Source organism: Labrenzia sp. PO1, assembly GCF_012273635.1.
In the GTDB taxonomy this organism is placed as follows: Bacteria; Pseudomonadota; Alphaproteobacteria; order Rhizobiales; family Stappiaceae; genus Roseibium; species Roseibium algicola.
On the sequence record NZ_JAAXCR010000001.1, the window covers coordinates 1,498,080 to 1,517,992 of the forward strand.

Annotated in this window: 19 protein-coding genes and 1 tRNA gene; 6 read left to right on the forward strand and 14 right to left on the reverse strand. The window is 58.6% G+C overall.

Annotated features, from left to right (window positions below; all coding sequences use genetic code 11):
• Nucleotides 1-66: 66 nt before the first annotated feature.
• Nucleotides 67-474, reverse strand: coding sequence for a flagellar export protein FliJ (gene fliJ, locus HCG46_RS06885; protein ID WP_023003403.1), 408 nt, complete (start codon nucleotides 472-474; stop codon nucleotides 67-69).
• A gap of 28 nt (nucleotides 475-502) precedes the next feature.
• Nucleotides 503-1,828, reverse strand: coding sequence for a flagellar protein export ATPase FliI (gene fliI / locus HCG46_RS06890; protein WP_031270495.1), 1,326 nt, complete (start codon nucleotides 1,826-1,828; stop codon nucleotides 503-505).
• Between the two features lie 372 nt (nucleotides 1,829-2,200).
• On the opposite strand from fliI, the gene ctrA reads away from it, so the two are divergent.
• Nucleotides 2,201-2,893, forward strand: a complete 693-nt coding sequence (gene ctrA, locus HCG46_RS06895; RefSeq protein ID WP_031270498.1) for a response regulator transcription factor CtrA — start codon at nucleotides 2,201-2,203, stop codon at nucleotides 2,891-2,893.
• Between the two features lie 83 nt (nucleotides 2,894-2,976).
• Here ctrA and HCG46_RS06900 read toward each other — a convergent pair whose 3' ends face one another.
• The 9 genes from HCG46_RS06900 to HCG46_RS06940 form a co-directional block, all read right to left on the reverse strand.
• A complete protein-coding gene (locus tag HCG46_RS06900; RefSeq protein ID WP_168685337.1) occupies nucleotides 2,977-4,332 on the reverse strand; it encodes a lamin tail domain-containing protein in 1,356 nt (451 codons plus the stop codon).
• A 141-nt stretch (nucleotides 4,333-4,473) separates the two neighbouring features.
• Nucleotides 4,474-5,445 (reverse strand): MBL fold metallo-hydrolase, encoded by a 972-nt coding sequence (locus tag HCG46_RS06905; protein WP_168685339.1) that lies wholly within the window; start codon nucleotides 5,443-5,445, stop codon nucleotides 4,474-4,476.
• A 310-nt stretch (nucleotides 5,446-5,755) separates the two neighbouring features.
• A complete protein-coding gene (locus HCG46_RS06910) occupies nucleotides 5,756-6,646 on the reverse strand; it encodes a protein-glutamate O-methyltransferase CheR (protein WP_023003408.1) in 891 nt (296 codons plus the stop codon).
• Nucleotides 6,643-7,866 carry a chemotaxis response regulator protein-glutamate methylesterase gene (locus HCG46_RS06915; protein ID WP_023003409.1) on the reverse strand — a complete coding sequence of 408 codons (1,224 nt, stop codon included), beginning with the start codon at nucleotides 7,864-7,866 and terminating at the stop codon, nucleotides 6,643-6,645. The genes HCG46_RS06910 and HCG46_RS06915 overlap by 4 nt, the downstream gene beginning before the upstream one ends.
• A gap of 20 nt (nucleotides 7,867-7,886) precedes the next feature.
• The gene (locus HCG46_RS06920) at nucleotides 7,887-8,252 is read right to left on the reverse strand and encodes a response regulator (protein WP_031270504.1); all 366 of its coding nucleotides are present in this window, start codon (nucleotides 8,250-8,252) and stop codon (nucleotides 7,887-7,889) included.
• Nucleotides 8,253-8,288: 36 nt separating this feature from the next.
• Entirely contained in the window at nucleotides 8,289-8,780 is a 492-nt protein-coding gene (locus tag HCG46_RS06925; protein WP_023003411.1) for a chemotaxis protein CheW, read from the reverse strand.
• Nucleotides 8,777-11,575, reverse strand: coding sequence for a chemotaxis protein CheW (locus HCG46_RS06930; RefSeq protein ID WP_055661212.1), 2,799 nt, complete (start codon nucleotides 11,573-11,575; stop codon nucleotides 8,777-8,779). Before HCG46_RS06930 ends, HCG46_RS06925 begins: the two co-directional genes overlap by 4 nt.
• A 134-nt stretch (nucleotides 11,576-11,709) precedes the next feature.
• Nucleotides 11,710-12,354 (reverse strand): histidine phosphotransferase ChpT, encoded by a 645-nt coding sequence (chpT, locus tag HCG46_RS06935; protein ID WP_023003413.1) that lies wholly within the window; start codon nucleotides 12,352-12,354, stop codon nucleotides 11,710-11,712.
• A gap of 183 nt (nucleotides 12,355-12,537) precedes the next feature.
• Entirely contained in the window at nucleotides 12,538-12,975 is a 438-nt protein-coding gene (locus HCG46_RS06940) for a YHS domain-containing (seleno)protein (RefSeq protein WP_023003414.1), read from the reverse strand.
• A gap of 171 nt (nucleotides 12,976-13,146) precedes the next feature.
• Between HCG46_RS06940 and HCG46_RS06945 the strand changes: the two genes are divergently transcribed.
• The 3 genes from HCG46_RS06945 (at nucleotide 13,147) to HCG46_RS06955 (ending at nucleotide 16,133) form a co-directional block, all read left to right on the forward strand.
• Entirely contained in the window at nucleotides 13,147-13,752 is a 606-nt protein-coding gene (locus tag HCG46_RS06945; RefSeq protein ID WP_023003415.1) for a DUF1134 domain-containing protein, read from the forward strand.
• A gap of 139 nt (nucleotides 13,753-13,891) precedes the next feature.
• Nucleotides 13,892-15,202, forward strand: a complete 1,311-nt coding sequence (locus HCG46_RS06950) for a hypothetical protein (protein ID WP_209009340.1) — start codon at nucleotides 13,892-13,894, stop codon at nucleotides 15,200-15,202.
• Between the two features lie 148 nt (nucleotides 15,203-15,350).
• Nucleotides 15,351-16,133 (forward strand): DeoR/GlpR family DNA-binding transcription regulator, encoded by a 783-nt coding sequence (locus tag HCG46_RS06955; protein WP_031270508.1) that lies wholly within the window; start codon nucleotides 15,351-15,353, stop codon nucleotides 16,131-16,133.
• A gap of 91 nt (nucleotides 16,134-16,224) precedes the next feature.
• Here HCG46_RS06955 and HCG46_RS06960 read toward each other — a convergent pair.
• Together HCG46_RS06960 and HCG46_RS06965 are read right to left on the reverse strand one after the other, a co-directional pair.
• Nucleotides 16,225-16,300, reverse strand: a tRNA-Glu gene (locus tag HCG46_RS06960).
• 135 nt (nucleotides 16,301-16,435) lie between these two features.
• A complete protein-coding gene (locus tag HCG46_RS06965) occupies nucleotides 16,436-16,792 on the reverse strand; it encodes a hypothetical protein (RefSeq protein WP_023003421.1) in 357 nt (118 codons plus the stop codon).
• Between HCG46_RS06965 and HCG46_RS06970 the strand changes: the two genes are divergently transcribed.
• Nucleotides 16,791-17,816, forward strand: a complete 1,026-nt coding sequence (locus HCG46_RS06970; RefSeq protein WP_075284841.1) for an RluA family pseudouridine synthase — start codon at nucleotides 16,791-16,793, stop codon at nucleotides 17,814-17,816. The two genes, HCG46_RS06965 and HCG46_RS06970, sit on opposite strands and share 2 nt — an antisense overlap.
• Nucleotides 17,817-17,993: 177 nt before the next feature.
• Nucleotides 17,994-18,878, forward strand: coding sequence for an RNA polymerase sigma factor RpoH (gene rpoH / locus HCG46_RS06975; protein WP_023003423.1), 885 nt, complete (start codon nucleotides 17,994-17,996; stop codon nucleotides 18,876-18,878).
• 74 nt (nucleotides 18,879-18,952) lie between these two features.
• Here rpoH and HCG46_RS06980 read toward each other — a convergent pair whose 3' ends face one another.
• Complete coding sequence (locus HCG46_RS06980) at nucleotides 18,953-19,894, reverse strand: ABC transporter substrate-binding protein (protein WP_023003424.1); 942 nt, start codon at nucleotides 19,892-19,894, stop codon at nucleotides 18,953-18,955.
• Nucleotides 19,895-19,913: the final 19 nt, after the last annotated feature.

The following is a 19,913-nucleotide window of genomic DNA, read 5'->3' on the forward strand; positions in this document are numbered from 1 at the left end:
ACGTATATCAAGCCCTGCCAGCCCCCATTCGGAGACCGGCTGTTTTTAGGGAAGTTCAGTAAGCCGTTATCGGCCTCGAGCCCGCGCAGCAACTTCGTCGAGCTGATCCTGCTCCGCCAGTTCCTGGGCTGTGCGCTCGCGCTGCTGGTCGCGTTCTTCCAGCTGCTCGAACTTCTTCAGCTCCTCGATCGCCTCGCTGAGCTCGTCCTGGGCACGTTGCAGCTGGTCGTCCAGTTCATGCGCGGAATTGCGCAGGTTGTCGCGACGGTCCGCTGCGGCCTTGGCAAACGTCGGATAGGCAAAATGCGTGACATCCGTAATACCGACCCGCTCCTGCTCCGACCGGATCTGGTCATCGAGTTCATCGGCCATACGGTTGAACTCGGCGATCATGCTCTCGATCTGAGCAAGCTGTCGTCGTTTCTCGTCAACCTGAAACCGCTTCAAACGGATCAAACTGTCTCGGGTTTTCATTACTCAATACTCCCCTAACACGGGCAGTCTACCCCTGAGTCATTTCCAAAAGGTTGGCAAGTTGCTCATACCCGTCAGAAAGTGATGTCGCTTCGTCTTTTCCCTGATTCAGGAATTCGTCGATCATGTCGAACCTGTAGATGGCTTCGTCCACGGTCGGGTCGGATCCCTTCCGGTATGCGCCCAGCCGGATCAATTCTTCCATGTCCGTATAAGTCGACAGAAGCTGTCGGGCCCTGCGCAGAACCGGGAGCTGCTCCGGCGGCACACAGCGCGGCATGGTTCGCGACACGGATTTCAGCACATTGATTGCAGGATAACGGCCACGCTCGGCAATGCCGCGCTCCATCACCACGTGGCCATCGAGAATACCGCGCACCGCGTCGGCCACAGGCTCGTTGTGATTGTCACCTTCCACAAGAACAGTGAAAAGGCCGGTGATCGATCCGCTGTTCTCCTTGCCGGGGCCGGCCCGCTCCAGAAGTCGCGGTAATTCGGTGAAGACAGTCGGCGTATAGCCCTTGGAGGTCGGCGGCTCGCCGATCGACAAGCCGATTTCGCGCTGTGCCATGGCGAATCGCGTTACCGAGTCCATCATGCACAGCACGTTCTTGCCTTCATCGCGGAAATGTTCGGCAACAGTCATGGTCAGATAGGCGGCCTGCCGCCGCATCAGAACACTTTCATCTGAGGTCGCGACGACAACCACGGAGCGCTCCAGCCCCGAATCGCCCAGATCGTCCTCGATGAACTCCTGAACCTCTCGACCGCGTTCGCCGATAAGGCCGATCACCGCGACATCACACTTTGTGTTGCGCGCCAGCATGGACATCAGCACGGACTTGCCGACGCCGGAGCCGGCAAAAATGCCCATTCGCTGCCCCTCGCAACAGGTTACGAATGTATTAAGTGCGCGAACGCCGAGATCCAGGGGCGGTCCAACTCGTTTACGTTCGGAGGCCGGCGGAGGCGAACTTCGCAATTTGCGAGGCACTCCGCCATGAACAAGACTTCCTTTACCATCAATCGGTTCACCAAGTGCGTTAATCACTCGGCCAAGCCAGGCATTTGCCGGATGAACCACGCTGTCACGCGATTGAATCACGGCTTTGCAACCCATTCGCACGCCTTCGAGCCCGGAAAAAGGCATGCAAAGTGCGTGTCCCTCACGAAAACCCACAACCTCTGCGGGCACTTTCGGGTTATCCTCACCGTTGTCGATCAACAATCTCGAGCCGACACTCATTTCGTGAATAGGGCCCGCAATCTCGACGAGAAGTCCCTGAACCGCAGTCACCCGGCCATAAATTTCGGTCGGCATGAGCGAATCAATCTCGGCGAAAAGCGCCTTCACGTAAGATTCCTTCCCTCGTTAACGGTTTTGGTAACCGATCGTTTACGACTCTGGTTAATCTTAACCTTTGGAAGGCTGACAAGCGAGAGCCATTTCGAAGTCAAAACGGCTTTGTTGAAAGGAATCTGAACGGAATCGGTTAGCGCCGGTTCTTAAAGTTCAACATTAAGATTTGTGAATCCGAATTTTTTCTGGGGATTCAATAAGTTGAGTGTTGTTCACAGTTTCCTCTCTCCAGAGCTTGCCGTTACGAATCATATTTTGTTAACCATTAACCGATAGCTTTGAGTCGGGGTTAACATCAGTCCTTCGTAGCAGGCACCGACAGAGCCGTTGCGACTTGCCCAGGAAAGGCAGAACAAGGGGATTGGCATGCGTGTATTGTTGATTGAGGATGACAGCGCCACGGCGCAGAGCATCGAGCTGATGCTGAAGTCCGAGAACTTCAACGTCTACACGACAGATCTTGGCGAGGAAGGCATCGACCTCGGCAAACTGTACGATTACGACATCATTATGTTGGATTTGAACCTGCCGGACATGTCCGGTTACGAGGTTCTCCGGACACTACGCGTTTCCAAGGTCAAGACACCGATCCTGATCCTTTCCGGTAACGCGGGTATCGAAGACAAGGTTCGCGGCCTCGGCTTCGGCGCCGACGATTACATGACCAAGCCGTTCCACAAGGACGAGCTGGTCGCGCGTATCCACGCAATCGTCCGCCGCTCCAAGGGGCACGCACAGTCGGTCATCGTCACTGGCGACCTGAAGGTCAACCTGGACACCAAAACCGTCGAAGTCGGCGGCCAGCGTGTGCATCTGACCGGCAAGGAATACCAGATGCTGGAGCTTCTCTCCCTGCGCAAGGGAACGACGCTCACCAAGGAGATGTTCCTGAACCATCTCTATGGCGGCATGGACGAGCCGGAACTGAAGATCATCGACGTGTTTATCTGTAAGCTTCGCAAGAAGCTGGCAGCTGCAACCTCCGGCAAGAACTACATTGAAACGGTGTGGGGCCGAGGTTACGTTCTGCGCGAGCCGGACGTCGAAGCAGCCGCCTGATCCAGCATCAGACGTTGACGTTTTAAAAGCCCCGGCACTGCCGGGGCTTTTTGTTGCTGAGGGTTGGATGTGACAAGGCTGTTCTAGCCTTGGCCACCTGCGCGCTCGGCAAAGGTCAGCACAGCCCCTTCCCCCGCCTGCCCGTAATTGACTGACGCCAGCATCTCGCCGGAACTGTCATGCAGGGTAATCAACCCTTTGCGGTTCGACATCTGCATGTGATGGACCGTCGCCCGCGTCACCGACACTTTCAAAACGGCACCTGCAATCAGAACAACCGCCTCCACCGGCTGCGGCCTGCCCATCTTGTCCCGCAGTTCGTAGCCCGTGAGGTCGATGTCCGCTGCACCGGCATTCCAGATCTCCACCCATTCCGTGCCCTGGTCATCCCCCGGCGGGTTCGGCAAAGCCGAAAGAATGCGAAGCGGACCGTCATTCTGCATTTCAACGGTTCTTGGACGCACGACCACATTGCCAGAATCGTCCGTGCGGGTGCTGCCGTCGCCAAGGAACACAGGGTAGAATGAGCGGATGTGCTGTCCCAGCGAGCCATCAGCCGTGGTCTCGTGATACATTACCAGATCGAACTTGCCCTCACCGAGCTGAACGCGCTTCTTCTGGTTGGTGAGCAAGCCGTGCAGGCCTTCGTAATAGGCAAGCGTGCCGAGTGCGAATTCGCACGCAGGACTGCTGCCGACAAAAAATCCACCCTTGCTCTTGAAGAGCTCAGCGACAAGGTTGCCGGTCATGTCCTGGTGGTTCCAGACCATCTGAAGCGTCACGACATGGGGATTTTCCGGTCCAGGACCTCCGAGATCGTATTTGTAGCCAAGGTAGTCGACCCGGTTGTTGAGCTCATCGAGCGCGAATTTCACCCAGGAGTGATAACCGGAGATTTCGCCCTTCTCCGAGGCGGAATTCGCCCCTTTCTTGTATTTGCCCTCGCCGACGAAAACATGCTCGAAGCCGGTGCAGAAGTGGGTCGACTTGCCCCGGAAGAAGTTGGTGTAGACCTCGAACCACATCCGGAACAGATCCTGCCGGAAGGTTTCAGCGGTCATGTCCCTGACGAGCTCGGCAGAAATATGCTCGAAGGCGATCTGCATCGGCCGGCTTGCAATCACCAGATCGAGAAACCCTTCGATCTCGTCTCGCTCGGCAGGCGAAATGGTTTCCGGATCGCGAAAGTGGACCGCGTAGTTGTCCAGAAGCCGGATGAAAGTCTGGTACAGGTCGCTCGCCGCCATCTTGTCGAAATCGACCCGGGCAAAGAGCGGGTTCGCGGCCAGGTCGATCTGGCGGGACCCTTTGGCCTTCACCTGCTCGTCCAGCAGAATGTCGGCTGTCATGTCCGTCCAGTCGCCATCCACGTTGCGCGTGCCGACGCTGAACCGTTCGGCATCTTCGTTCCAAATGGCCTGATAGATATGGTCTGACATGCGCGCCTCAACCTGAAGTAACGAGAAGAAGGCTTTCACACGTTTATGACATTTTCACTACCAGACGGAAACTCGTAACTGTCCGGCGAAAACAAAAAAGCCGGCGTTGCCGCCGGCCTTTCCGCACTTGCGCTGGCAGGATCAGAGCTGCAGCTGGTATGACGCAGGGACATAGCGGAAACCGCTGTCGTTGGTCTCCACGTAGCCGACCGCCGGGAACGGCATGTGATAGCCCACGAACGGGATCTTGTCGGCGGCCAGCATGCCGAACACCGTCTTGCGGGTGGCCGCGGCGCCTTCCTTGTCCATGTCGAAACGCACTTCCCATTCGGGATGCGCCAGCGACCAGACGTAGTGGTTGGCGGTATCCGCTGTTATGGCAAGCTGCTTGCCGTCGCTTTCAAGCATGTAGATCATGTGACCGGGGGTATGACCTGCAGCAGCCATCGCGGTGACACCCGTCGTCACGCTGCCGCCGTCATCGAGGAAAGTCATTTTCTCCGCCAACGGTTTGACGTGGCTCGCCATCAGCTTGGTCACCCCATTGGCTTCGGCATCCATTGCCGCCCAGAAGTCATATTCCTTCTGCCCTGTCACATAGCGGGCATTGGCAAAGGTCGGCGAGCCACCTTCCATCAGACCGCTGACGTGGTCGGGATGCATGTGCGTCAGCACCACCACGTCAACCTGCTCCGGCGTGTATCCCGCATTTTCCAGCGCAGCACGCATCTTGCCACGACCTGGCCGGGCACCTTCGCCATTGCCGGTGTCGAACAGGATCAGTTCGCTGCCCGTGTTCACGAGCGTTGGCGTGAAACTGATCTGGAAACTGTCGTTGGGCAGGAAGTTATCGGCATTGGTCGCAGAAAATGTATCCGCGTCCACATTCATGGCGAAGGTCTTCTGCGGTTCGGTCAGGGAGACCGCACCGTCGTGCAGGGTGGTCACCTCGAACCCGCCTACGGAATAGCGGGCGACGGGTGCCGGCACAGCGGCCTGCTTCTCTGCAGCCGCATGGACAACGGTGGTTCCGGCAAGACCTGCCCCGGCAAGCGCTCCACCTGCTCCCAGAAGCGCCGCGCGACGTGTGAGTTCAACTTTTATCTCGGTCATATTCCCACTCCCTGCAATTCCGATTCATGAAAACAGTCCCGCAGTCGAACACCCCGAGTGCCCGGCAGGACGCAAAGCTTACGTTCGTGAAAATGGAATGGATGCAGATGCAGACAAGTGCTGTTCGCCGCCAGCCGGATAAACTTCACGAGAGCGAACGAACAAAATGAATTTCAAAACCTTGCTCACGCGCAACAGACCGCTTTTTTGACGGGATTCCTTCACGGTGCAGCGAATGAAAAAGGCGGCCAGAGGCCGCCTTTGAACTTGATCCGAAATGTCCGAACCGTGCTGAAGGAGGGACGCAGGTTTAACGCTGCAGACCCAAGCCTGCTCCAGCTCCCACGGCCAGGCGCGGCGTTGCTGCCGTGCCGGTCGCGGCCTGTGCAGCCTGTTTCTTCTGGAAGAGGCCTCGCTTACCGGGCACCGGCTTGAAGGCATCCGTCAGACCGACCACGGTTTCTGCGGCACCGAGAACGAGATAACCGTCATCCGGCAAGGATTTCGCCAACCGGCCGAGGATTTCCGTCTTGGTTGCCTGATCGAAGTAGATCAGCACGTTGCGGCAGAAAATGATGTCGAACTCGCCCAGATGGGTGAAGCTTTCCAGCAGGTTCAGCTTCTTCCATTCGATCATGGCGCGCATGCCGGCATTGATCTGCCACATGTCACCCTTCTGCTCGAAGTATTTCAGCAGCATCTGGATCGGCAGACCACGCTGAACCTCGAACTGGCTGTAAAGGCCGGTCTTGGCCTTTTCCAGCACTTCGTTGGAGAGGTCCGTACCCAGGATCCGGGTTCGCCAGCCAGCCATCTTGGCCGCATCTTCCTTCAGGCAGATGCCAAGGGAATAAGGCTCCTGCCCGGTCGAGGCAGCCGCACACCAGATCTTGATCTGCTTGCGTGTCGCGCGGCTTTCCAGCAGCGCCGGCAGCATCGTGTCCTTGAAGTGCTCGAACGGTGTCTTGTCGCGGAAGAAGAACGACTCGTTGGTCGTCATCGCCTCGACGACGTCCGTTTCCAGCGCTCTGTTGGTGCCGCGCTGAAGCTGCTGGATCACCGCACTGAGTGTTTCCAGCTTGGAACTGCGTGCAATCGGCAGAAGACGGCTTTCGACCAGGTATTGCTTGTCGTTCGACAGAACCAGGCCGGAACGGGTCTTCAGGAAGTTTTTCAGAAACTCGAACTCGCTCGGGGTCATCTCGTGTTCCCCTTCAGAACGCGCGAGATCTTCGGGCCGATCTCCTTCAAGGGTAGAATTTCGCTGCAGACGCCCGTTTGTGCAGCTGCGCCCGGCATGCCCCAGACCACGCTTGTGGCTTCGTCCTGCGTGATCACGCTGCCGCCGCCTGCTGCAATCGTCTTGACGCCTTCAGCGCCGTCATGACCCATACCGGTCAGGATGACACCCAGGCTTGCCGAACCGAATACCTTCGCAACGCTGTCGAACAGGGGATCGACGGCAGGCTTGCAGAAATTCACGGGAGGACCGTCGGTCAGCCGGATCTTGGCGACACCGCCGTCCTTTTCCACGATCATGTGCTTGCCGCCAGGCGCGACATAGATATTGCCGGGCTTCAGCACTTCGCCATCTTCACCTTCCTTGGACGGACGCAGGGCAGCCTTGCCCATATGCTCGGCCAGAATGGCAGTGAAGGTTGGCGGCATATGCTGGGTGATGACCACCGGCACATCATTCATGGCCGTACCGACTTCGCGCATGACTTCCTGCAGCGCCTGCGGACCGCCCGTCGAGGAACCGATCGCAAGGATGCGCGGACGCGCGGAAGAGTACGGACGTGTCTGGTACTTCACTGCACCGGCAGCAGCTCCCGCCGGTTGAGCAGCTCCGCGAAAGGTCGCCCGTGTATCCGTTGCCGGACGCGCAGAAATCGGTCTGACCGGCTGCGCGGTGCGGCCTGCGCTGGTTTCTGCACGCATGGTGCGCGCGGGACCGCGCATGCGCAGTGCACGTGCCCCAAGAGCCTTGACCTTCTCGATCAGCTCACGGCGAAAATCGATGGACGTCGTGACCTCGGAAGTCGATTCCGGCTTCGGCACATAGTCGGCCGCGCCCAGAGACAGGGCCTTCAAGCTGATTTCCGCGTTGCGGCGGGTCAGCGTCGAAGCCATGATCACGACGAGATCGCGCTTCTTCGCCAGCATGAGCGGCAAGGCCGTCATGCCGTCCATTTCCGGCATCTCGATGTCGAGAACGACGACGTCCGGATTGCTTTTTTCGATATCTTCTACAGCAAGCTTGCCGTTGCGATGCGAGCTGACGACTTTCAGACTTTTGTCTTCACCGAGCCAGCGTGTCAGGAGTCCGCGGATGACGACAGCGTCATCTACGACCATGACTTTGATGGGGTCGCTGCCCGGACTCGTGCCCGCAGTTATGCTTCTTTGCGCAAACGCCATTTAGACTGCCCAACTCGAAACTAGATAAGACCGACTTCCTGAAACTTGGCTTCCACGATTTCGCGGTCAAACGGTTTCATGATGTACTCGTTTGCACCGGCGCGGATGGCGCGGGCAATGTGAGCAACATCGTTTTCGGTCGTGCAGAATACGACGATCGGGTTTTCTCCGCCTTCTTCCGCACGCAAGCTGGTCAGGAACTCAAGTCCGTCCATGACGGGCATGTTCCAGTCCAGCAGGATCGCGTCCGGCATGGTCTTGCGGCATTCGTCAAGCGCCTTCTGGCCGTCTTCCGCTTCCGTAATCTCGAAATTCATATCCTCGAGAATGCGGCGAGCCACCTTCCGGATGACGCTTGAGTCATCTACTACGAGGCACTGTTTCATCAGGCGTAACTCCACTCAATGGCCATTGCGGCCCAGTTATGCTGCAGCCATGGGTTCGGTGAACATCGCACCAAGCAGACGGTCGACATCCAGAATGACCATCAGGCGGCCGTCCAGACGATGGACGCCTCCGGAGATCTCGGCCCAACGGCGATCCAGGTTCGACGGGTTGGGCTCTGCAGATGCGGACGGCAGCGTCAGCACCTCACCAACCGTGTCGATGACAAGGCCGTAGCTTTCCTGCTTGTACTCGATGCCCACGGCCATCATCTGCCCTTCCTTCAGCGGAGGCAAGTGAAGGCGGCGGCGCATGTTGATTGCGGTGACGATGCGTCCACGGAGGTTCAGGACACCCTGAACCTCGGGTGCGGACATCGGCACGCGAGTTACGCTTTCCGGCACGAACACGTCGTGAACCTGGGAAATGGGCAGGCCGAACAGCTGGCCGCCGATGACCACGGTCACATACTGGATCATGTCACTTGCGGCTTTTTGCTCCGCGGTCAGTTTGTGTTCCAGCACACTCATGCTGCAGCTCCCATTTCACCGGAGAAGACGTCTTTCAGGGCGGCGATCAGGCCCGGACGGTCGAATTTGGCGACATAGTCGTCAAAGCCCGCCTGGCGGCCGCGTTCGATCGAGGCCGGCGTCACCATGGACGACAGGGCCAGGATCGGAATATTGCGGAACCGGGGATCGCGGCGCAGCGATTCACAGAACTCGAAGCCGTTGATTTCCGGCATTTCGATGTCACTGACGATCGCATGGAACTTGTCGCCGTTTTCCAGAAGTTCGAACGCCTGATGTGGACCGGTACAGGTGGTCACATCGTAGCCGGCAGCCTTCAGAACCGGTGTCAGCATGTTGCGGAAGAAGGACGAGTCATCCACGAAGAGAACCTTCTTCGTCAGCGCCTCGATGTCCATTTCCTTGCGCATGAACCAGTCTTCAAAGGCCTGCGGCAGATAGTAGCCGAGGTCGATGATCTCGGTCGCACGTTCCTTCACCACGGCAGAGCCGAGGATGCCCGGACGTTCCGAACCGACTTCGATGTTCATGCGGTCCTCGACGATGTCGACGATCTCGTCGACCACGAGGCCCATGGAGCGTCCCGCATCGGAGAACACCAGCATCGGCTGCGTGCCTTCCGACTTGTGGCTGTCGCCTTCGTTCAGATAGACGAGCGGCATGAGCGCACCGCGGTACTGGACCAGATCGCGGCCGTTCGACCGTTCGATCTTGGAGACCTCGAACTCCTCCAGGCGCGTGACCAGAGACAGCGGCACGGCCTTGGGTTCCGGCGCACCGGCACGGAACAGCAGAAGCGAGATCGAGCTCTGGCCGGAAATCGCGCGGCTCTGCAGGTCTTCCCGTTCGTCTTCCTGATTCTCGGTGACCGCGCTGGATGCATGGCTTGCCATGGCACCGGCGATGCCGTTCGGATCGATGATCATGATCACGGAACCGTCGCCCAGGATGGTGTTGCCGGAGAACATGCCGAGGTTGCGCAGCATCGTCGACATCGGCTTGACCACGATTTCCTCCGTATGGAAGACACCGTCGACAACCACGCCGAATGTCTGGCTACCGACCTGCATGACAACGATAAAGCCGTTGTCCGCATCAATCGCCTCGTCCGCGTTTTCGCCCTCATAGATACCGAGGAGCTGGGACAGGTGCACCAGCGGCAGCAGCTTGTTGCGCAAGCGCAGGACCGGGGTGTCCTTGATCCGCTCTATACGGTGTTCCGAATTGGTCTGCACGCGGACCAGTTCGACAACGGAAAGCTGCGGGATGGCGAACCGGTCGCCGCCGGCTTCGACGATCAGCGTCGAAACAATGGCAAGCGTCAGCGGGATCTTGATGATGAAGCTCGAGCCCTTGCCCTGGGTAGAGCGCAGGTCGACAGTACCGCCGATCAGTTCGATGTTGTTGCGAACGACATCCATGCCGACGCCGCGGCCGGACACGCTCGTGACCTTTGCGGCCGTGGAGAACCCGGCTGCGAAGATGAACTTGTGGATCTGGGCGTCCGTCATCTTGTCGACTTCGGCTTCCGACGCCAGGCCGCGTTCCACGACCTTCGCCTTCACCTTGTCGACGTCGATGCCCTTACCGTCATCGCGAACTTCGATGATGATGTGGCCGCCTTCATGGTAAGCCGCCAGGGTAATGGTACCCTTTTCAGGCTTGCCTGCGGAGCGGCGCTCATCCGGACGCTCAAGACCATGGTCGGCCGAGTTGCGGACCATGTGCGTGAGCGGGTCCTTGATCATCTCGAGAACCTGGCGGTCCAGTTCGGTATCCGCACCGATCATTTCCAGTTCGATCGGCTTTTCAAGTTCCTGGCTGAGATCGCGAACGATGCGCGGCAGTTTCTGCCAGGCATTGCCGATCGGCTGCATGCGCGTCGCCATGACGCCTTCCTGCAGTTCGGCAGTTACATTCGACAGACGCTGCAGCGGCACCTTGAATTCGCTGTCTTCATGGCGGCGTACGATTTCCAGAAGCTGGTTCCGGGTCAGCACCAGTTCGGACACCATGGTCATCAGGTGCTCGAGCGTGTCGACCGCAACGCGGATGCTCTGGTTGGAAACACCGCCACCGGAGGATTTCTTCTCGCCGCCTTCGCCGCCAGCCTTTTTCGCCGGGGCTTTCGCAGCCGCCTTGGCTTCTGCCTTGACCGCAACGGGAGCAGGCTCTGGCTCATCGGCTTCGTCGACGATCTCTTCGAGTTCCGGAACTTCCGGCTCGGCGACTTCGACTTCAACTTCGGTTTCGCGGAACGCGCGCTCCAGTTCGTCCAGCGACACTTCGCCAGGACGGAGCGGACGTTCAAGAGCTTGCTCGGCGGCAGCTTCTTCGGCAGGCGCTTCAGGCTCTGCCGCAACGGCTTCAGCCACAGGCGCTTCCGTAACGGCTGCGCCACCCTTCATGGCAGCATCAGCTTTCGCGGACATCTCTTCCAGCTGGCCGATCAGCTCACTGTCGTCGCCTTGCGGCTCTTCGCCTTCGGCAGCTTCCAGTTCACCCAGAATGTCCTTGATCTGGTCGATCGAGGTCAGAATGAGGGAAACGGCCTCTTGCGTGACAGGAGCGCCATCGCGGAACTTGCCCATGAGGGTTTCAGCCGCATGCGCGATACCTTCAAGACGGGGAAGACCCAGGAAGCCACAGGTGCCCTTGATCGTGTGCACCAGGCGGAAAATATTATCTAGGATAGTCGCGTTGTTCGGTTCCTGCTCGAATTTTACGAGCTCAACGTCAACAACATCGAGACTTTCGTTCGTCTCTGTAATGAATTCCCTGAGGAGGTCGTCCATGGCCTGCTCTCACCCGACTTGTTACTGGTTCCGCATCCCAAAAGGGACGTCTGGACCGAGAAGTCCATGAGAGCTAGGTTGACGGCAAACAGTTAAGATACGCTGAAGCGGATGGAGACTTTTGAAGGCCTTGTTTATTCTGCCAAGAGGGCCGTTATTTTTACCAACTCTTCTTGTTTATCTATCGTTAATACCATGCCGCATTCACGGGCGAGCAGCAACGTGTAGATCGGCTGAACCGAGTGCGCATCGACCCGTTCAGGCTCTTCTCCGCTCAGAGTTTCCTTCATTCCGAGCGGAATGCGCGGATTGAGACCGCTGGCCTGAAGCGTGAAGGACGGAGATTGTGGGTCGCCTTCCATTTCAACCTTGATTTCTCCACCGCGCGGAACGCACTGGTTGGCGATGAGGATCAAGTTGAGAAGTAGTTTTACGTAGTTCTTCGGCATCAGGTGCCGGGTCAATTGCCAATTTAGATCGGATTTTTCGTTTTCCATGAACCCGGTGGCAACGACCTGAGCGTCCCCCAGGTCGATCTCCGCGCCTGCCGAGCCTGCAGCACCGAAGGCAAGACGGGCGAACTGCAGTTTTGCAGATGCCTGGCGCGCGCTCTTGCGGATGAGGTCCATGGCGAATTCACGCATGTCCTCCGACCCCTCCTCGTCAAGCACTTCCAACCCGTTGGTTATCGCCCCGACAGGAGAAATGATGTCGTGGCAGACGCGGCTGGCCACCAGGGCGGCAAGATCAAGAGAGGAAAGCTCTTTTAGTGCAGACATGGCGTTTTGAGGCTCTTCTTGAGGAGGCGGCGGAAACTGATTCGATATTGTGGCTGCAAGAGTTACACATCCGCACAGCGGCTGCCAAGGCAGCGGCGGGCAGCAAACCATGTCATCCAGATGAAAGTTTGCCCCGAAATCCGCCTTTTCCGGCGTCCGGGAGCAGTTTAACCGGGTAACCACCTACCGCATCGGCACGCAGCCGACCCGTTCGGCATTGTCTTGGGCCGCCGTCATCAGCTGGCTGCCGTTGACGACGAACAGGAACCGGTTGACCACCGAATGGAAAAAGACCAGTCGTCCGTCGACAATGGCATAGATGAACGGATTGCCGGCCGTGCCAAAGCCCTCGGACAGCGCATACCCGCCGCAGGCGGCAAAAAGCGGCGCATAGGCTTCAGGATCCCGCTTGAAGGCGGCAAGATTGCCTTCATTGACGAAGATCCATTCCGTGCCACCCCATTTGTGCACATGGTTCCGCTTTCCCTTGCGCGGGTAACCATCGACGAAATAGCTCACCGGGTCATGTCCGCCGAGCGCGTATCCCGTGATCGGATCGGGAACGAAAACCTGGGGACGTGCGAAGACTTTCCCCGCAAAAAGACAGGAGAGCAGGATCAATACAGCACAAAGACATAACCTTGTCTTTTTTTGAGGCCAGCTTTCCATTGATTCGGCTTATGTAAGGTGCACCATCTCATGCGAATCAGCATGATATTGCATCAGTTTAACATTGCGGTCTGACCGAGCGGCAACAATCGGCGCGGCCAACAGATTTTGGGAGAATATCGAATGGCACAAAGTTCCCGGCGAGTTGTATCCCTGATATCGGCTGCGTTCCTGGCCTTGTGTGCATTTGCGTTTTCCAACCCGGCGTACTCCCAGAATTCCGGCAACGAGCCCATTCCGTCTGGACAGACCTACGACCAGGACGAAATCCTGCAGGCAGGTCACCAGTTCTTCGGCTCTGTTTCGGGTGGGCTTGCATCAGTCGTCGAGAAGGCCTTCTCCAGCTACGGCGAACCGAACGGTTACGTGCTTGGGGAAGAAGGCTCCGGAGCGCTCATCGCCGGCGCCCGCTATGGCGAAGGCAACCTCTACACACGCAACGCCGGCACTCACAAGCTGTTCTGGCAAGGCCCGTCCGTTGGCTGGGACTTTGGCGCGGATGGTGCCCGGGTGATGATGCTGGTCTATAACCTGCCCACCGTGAACTCCCTCTACACCCGCTTTGCCGGTGTCAACGGATCGGCTTACCTGGTCGGCGGGGTCGGCATGACCGTGCTCTTGAACAACGAAATCGTGCTGGTGCCTGTGCGCGCCGGTGTCGGCGCCCGTCTCGGGCTGAACATGGGATACCTGAAGTTCACCGACAAGCCGACCTGGAACCCGTTCTGATCGGACCAGGAAGGCGGCTGTCGCAACCTGGCGACGAAGACGGGTTGCATTCGTTCCACGCAGGACACTTGGCGGCAGGCCTACTGTCGTCTAATGATGGAGTTGTGGGCGTTTTTTAGAACGTAACCGGGAGCCGGACTTGATTGAAGCAGCGATGTATGTGGCGCTGGGGTTTTGCACCGCCGGCCTGATCGGACTGGCAATCCTGCCCGCATTTTACCGCCGGGCCGCCCGACTGACCGAAGAAGCCCTGCGCGCCGTCAATCCGACCAGTTACGCTGAAGTCCGCGCTGCCCAGGACCAGGAACGCGCGCGCCATGCGGTCGAATTGCGCCGTGTCGAGAAGCGTCTCGACAACGAGCGTGAGAAGGCTGCGAAGTTTCAGCTCGAAACCACGCGGATGCGGGCGGAAGTTGAAGCGCTGACGAAATCTCACAAGCAAACGATTTCCGGCCTGGAAGCCAAGGTCGCCGCCCAGGCAAGTGATCAGCACGCTGTCGACATGCTGTCGTCCGAAGTGACCTCCCTGAAAAAGAAGCTGTCGGAAGCCGAACGGGCTCTTGCGGAAAGCTGGACCAAGACCCCCGAAGACACGCCTGCCGAGGCGAAGCCGGAAGAACCCGCAGAAGACGACAGCGGCTGGCTGCCGGCGTCCGGCACCATGGCACTTGCCACAATAACCGGACTTGAAGCGGAAGTTGCCACTTTGAAGGCCAAGCTGGCCCGGTATGAGCCGACTGTTGCAGGCCAGATGGATGCAGCGCGCAGCGAAACCGCCAAGACGAGGCTCGCCGAACTGGAAGCCCAATTGGTTGACACCGAATCCAACTATGTGTCCGCACAGGCTGAAGTCACCCGTCTGTCGCTGATGCTGGACGCAGCCAGGCTCCCGGAAAACGAGCGCCAGAAACATCTTGATGCCGAGCTGGAAAAGCTTTCCGGCGAAGCTGCCCGCTACCAGGCCGACGCTGCTGAAAAAGACCGTGCGCTTCAGCGGATCACCGCCCAGATGGCAAAGCTGCAGAAGGACCTGTCCTCGGTTCCTGCTCTCGTGGATCTGCGCCGCGATTTCCGCGCCCTTGCCGAAAAGCTGACCGGTCAGGCGTCTCCAGCCGTCAATGCTTCTGCCGCAAGCGCTCCCGCAAAGCCGGCACCGCCTTTCGTCCCGGTTTCTTTTCAGACCAAGGACAGCCCACCGGAAGATCGCAACCGGCCTGAGACATCCTCCAAGGAAAATCTGCAGGCCGACGCGGACCAGGGCACGACACAAGCTCAATCAAGATCCGGCGATATCGCCAACGCGGCTGAAGCGCTGGTAAGCAGGATCGTTGCCTCCAGCCGGAACAAGCCAAAGCCGGAAGCGGAAACAACGCCGGCAAGCACAGGCGCCGCGCAAGACAGCGACCGGAAAACGAAAGCCACGAAACAAAAAAAGAAAGATGTGGCTTGATCTGAGCAGGTCGCTCCGGTCATCTAGTCCGATGGACATTCGTCCGAATATTGAACGAACCTGACGCGCTGTTGCTCCTCGCCCGCATTTCCGTTTGCAGATGCAGGAACGCAGCCAGCCCGTCATGCACAGGATGAGTCTGCCGTACATGTTGATCGAACGCCACAACGCCATTCTCGAACTCGCACGGCAGATGGGCCGCGTCAGCGTCGACGATCTCGCCCGGCGGTTTGATGTCAGCCCGCAGACGATCCGCAAGGACCTCAACGAGCTTTGCGACCGGCGCCTGCTGGCGCGCACCCATGGCGGGGCCCTGCTGTCGTCCGGCATCGAAAATGTCGGCTACGAGGCCCGCAGGATCATCTCCAGCAGGGAAAAGGCAGACATCGGCGAGAAGGTTGCCTCGCTCATTCCCGACAACGCGTCCATCTTCATCAACATCGGCACCACCACGGAAGCGGTCGCACAGGCGCTGCTCCAGCATCGCGGCCTGATGGTGATCACCAACAACATCAACGTCGCCAGCCTGATGCGCGGCTATTCCCAGATCGAGGTGGTGATTGCCGGTGGCGTGTTGCGCCATTCCGACGGCGGCATTGTCGGCGAGGCCGCGGTGGACTTCATGCGCCAATTCAAGGTCGATTTTGCCGTCATCGGCGCTTCCGCGATCGATCCCGACGGCTCCCTGCTCGATTACGACTACCGGGAAGTGAAAGTCACCAAGACCATCATGGACAACGCCAGGCACGTCATTCTGGCCGCCGACAGCACCAAGTTCGAGCGCACTGCACCGGTCCGTGTCGGACACCTGCGACAGGTCACTACTTTCGTGACGGATTATTGCCCCTCGCCAGACTTCGCGCAGATCGCGCAAGACGCGGAAGTCGAGCTGATCGAGACCGGCCAGCAGGAAGACAGCACTGCCAGCTGATCGAACACAGCACTCCGTGTAACCGGTGCACAAACGGGTGGAGAACCCTGTGCGCAGGATGTGGATATGCTGTTTGTGCCTTGGGGAAAAATGGCACGCCCAACGGGACTCGAACCCGTGTTTCCGCCGTGAAAGGGCGGCGTCCTAGACCGCTAGACGATGGGCGCGCGGGGCTTGAGAAGCTCAGTGCCTCAAGCCGAGGACCGTGCGTATACGGCTGCATGACAAAAGACGCAAGCCCTAATTTTCATTTTTCTGTCACATGCCTGTTCATAACCGCGCGCCGTATGCGCGACGCTACGTCAGCGCGCGACAAAATCCGTGCGACCCAGTTGCTTGCCCGTGACAGGATCGAAGCGCAGTAGCGCCGTCTTGCTGCCTTCGCGCACCAGAACCAGCAAGAGACCGTTCGAAAGGTCGGCCTGCAAAATTTCCGCGTCAGCGCCAACTGCCACTGTTGCAGCATATTGATCGGCTGAAACATCGGACTTATTGGAGTTGATCTTGTAGAGAATTGCTGCAAAGACAGCGATAAAGCCGGCGATCATGACGAGGGACGAGCCGAGCAACAGACGCTTCAGCTTGGCCTGGATGCGTTCGGCCGCAGGATCAAGCGGCTTTTCACCCGGCCCCTCATCCCGATAATCAGGTTGTGACATGACAGACAATTCCCTCGAGTATCCGGCCGGTCTGGACCAGGATTTCAGTTTAACAGTTGATGCAGCCGATGCCGGGAAACGGCTGGATGCGGTGCTGGCGGCTCATCTGGAAGCCCTTAGCCGCAACAGGATCCAGTCCCTGATCAAGTCCGGGGACGTCACCGTCGGCGGCGCGAAAATAGTGGAGCCGAAATACCGGGTCAATGAAGGCGATGCCCTGACCCTCACTTTGCCGCAGGCGGAAGACCCCGAGCCCAAGGGCGAGGACATCCCCGTCTCGGTCGTCTTTGAGGACGAACACCTTATCGTGGTCGACAAACCGGCGGGGCTTGTCGTCCATCCTGGCGCCGGCAACTGGACCGGCACCCTCGTCAATGCACTCATCCATCATTGCGGTGACAGCCTTTCCGGCATCGGCGGCGTGAAGCGCCCCGGCATCGTTCACCGGATCGACAAGGACACCTCCGGACTGCTTGTCGTCGCCAAGACCGACCAGGCCCACAAGGGCCTTGCAGCCCAGTTTGCCGACCACGGCCGCACCGGACCGCTGGAACGCGCCTATTCGGCTCTGGTCTGGGGAGCACCCTCCGGCCTGAAAGGCACGATCAACGCCAATCTGGCCCGCTCACAGGCAAACCGTCAGAAGATTGCCGTCGTCAAGACTTCCGGCCGCCACGCCATTACCCACTGGCAGGTGAAGGAGCGCTTCGGCAATGCCGAACAGCCTGCGCTCGCCTCGCTGCTGGAATGCCGTCTTGAAACCGGACGCACCCACCAGATCCGCGTTCACATGGCCCACATTGGCCATCCGCTGATCGGAGACGATGATTACGGGTCGGGTTTCAAGACCAAGGCAAACAGGCTCGATGAGCCGCTCAAAAGCCTCGTGAACGGTTTTCACAGGCAAGCCCTGCATGCCGGCCTGCTGGCTTTCGAACACCCGGCAAATGGTAAAACCTTGCGCTTTGAGAGCCCTTACCCGGATGATTTCGCAAATCTTTTGTCCGGATTACAAAAATTTTAGGATGCGTTTTCGTTTTCTGACCATGCAATCGGCCAATTTGGACCTATATTAGAAGCTTCTGTGTGCCTGTACGGACACTATTGTGCGTCCGCCTTCCCTCAAAAATGGCTTGCTTGCGTATCACTGCGGGGCAGCGGGAGGAAGGGGTCGCAAACTTGACGAAAGGGGGTGCATGTTATGGCCCAGAACGTTCCGACGCTTACAGCAGGGGAAGGCGGTCTCAGCCGGTATCTGGACGAGATCCGCAAGTTTCCGATGCTTCAGCCGCAGGAAGAGTACATGCTCGCCAAGCGCTACAAAGAGCATGAAGACCCTGAAGCTGCAGAACGCCTAGTCAATTCCCATCTACGCCTCGTCGCCAAGATTGCCATGGGTTACCGCGGGTATGGCCTACCGATCGGAGAAGTCGTTTCCGAAGGCAACGTCGGCCTGATGCAAGCGGTCAAGCGCTTTGAACCGGACAAGGGGTTCCGGCTCGCGACCTATGCCATGTGGTGGATCAAGGCGGCTATCCAGGAATACATCCTGCGCTCATGGTCCCTCGTGAAAATGGGGACCACGGCCAACCAGAAACGCCTGTTCTTCAACCTGCGTCGCCTCAAGGGCAAGATCCAGGCGCTGGACGAAGGCGATCTGAAGCCGCATCAGGTCTCTGAGATTGCCACCAAACTCGGGGTGTCCGAGGAGGAAGTGGTGTCCATGAACCGCCGTCTGGGCGGCGATGCCAGCCTGAATGCGCCCGTGCGCGCGGAAGCTGATGCCGGTGAATGGCAGGACTGGCTTGTCGATGAAAGCGACAGTCAGGAAACCCTGCTTGCCAATCAGGAAGAGCTGGACATGCGTCGCAAAATGCTGAACGACGCGATGGACGTGCTCAACGAGCGCGAACGGCGCATCTTTGAAGCACGTCGCCTGGCCGAAGACCCGATGACGCTGGAAGACCTTTCGGGCGAATTCGGCGTCAGCCGCGAGCGCGTCCGCCAGATCGAGGTTCGCGCTTTCGAAAAGGTTCAGAAAGCCGTGCGCAACAGCGCCCGGACAATGGACCAGCCCGCCGCCTGAGGCACTCGGACAAAGAGAACCCAAAAAAGCGCCGGAGCTGTGCTCCGGCGCTTTTCTTTTGCCTAAGCTGATGTTCAGCGGATTTCGGCTGTGTAGCTCTCCACCGGCACGACCTTGCTGATCAGACCGGCTTCGGCCATGAATTCCGCAAAGCGCTGGTAGCGGCCTTCATCAAGTGCAGCGGGACGCTTGGCGAACCGCGGCAACGTATCGAACCATGCCCGCCTGTTCAGCTCGTCATTGAGGTTCGGATACGCTTCTATGAAGGCATTCCAGGCTTCTTCCGGGTGATTGCTCAGATAGATCGTGGCCGCTTCCACGGCTGCCAGGAACTTGGCGAAGCGTGGATCGTCCGTCTTGTCCTTGTTGACGACATAGATCAGCTCATCAAAGATCGGCACGCCGTTTTCTTCGGGGAAGAAAGCCTTGCCGGGTTTGCCTTCGATTTCGAGCTGGGTGAGCTCGAAATTGCGATATGCGCCGATCACCGCATCCACCTGACCGGCAAGCAGAGAGCCTGACAACGCGAAATTCACGTTCACCAGCTCCACATCATCCATGGTCAAACCGGCCGAACGCAGCATCTGGCCCAGCATCGCGTCCTCGAAGCCGGAAACGGAAAAGCCGACACTCTTGCCCTTGAGGTCCTTCAGTTCCTGTATCGGGCCGTCCTTGAGCACGATGAGCGAATTGAGGGGCGTCTCCACCAGCGTACCGATCCATTTCAGCGGCAGCTCTTCCTCGATTTGCGCATGAAGCGTCGGCTGATAGGACACCGCGATATCGCCCTGCCCGGCAGCAACCAGTTTCGGCGGCATCGCCGGGTCCGCCGGTTCGATGATCTCAACCTCGAGGCCTTCTGCCTCGAAGAAACCCTTGGTCTGCGCAGTTACCAGCGGCGCGTGATCCGGATTGATGAACCAGTCGAGCAGCAAGGTCAGTTTCTCACTGGCCTGTACCGGCCCCGATGCCAGCAGCCCGGCGGCCAATGCTAGTGACAGGATTTGTTTTTTCATAAGGTCCTCCGTAAAGCGG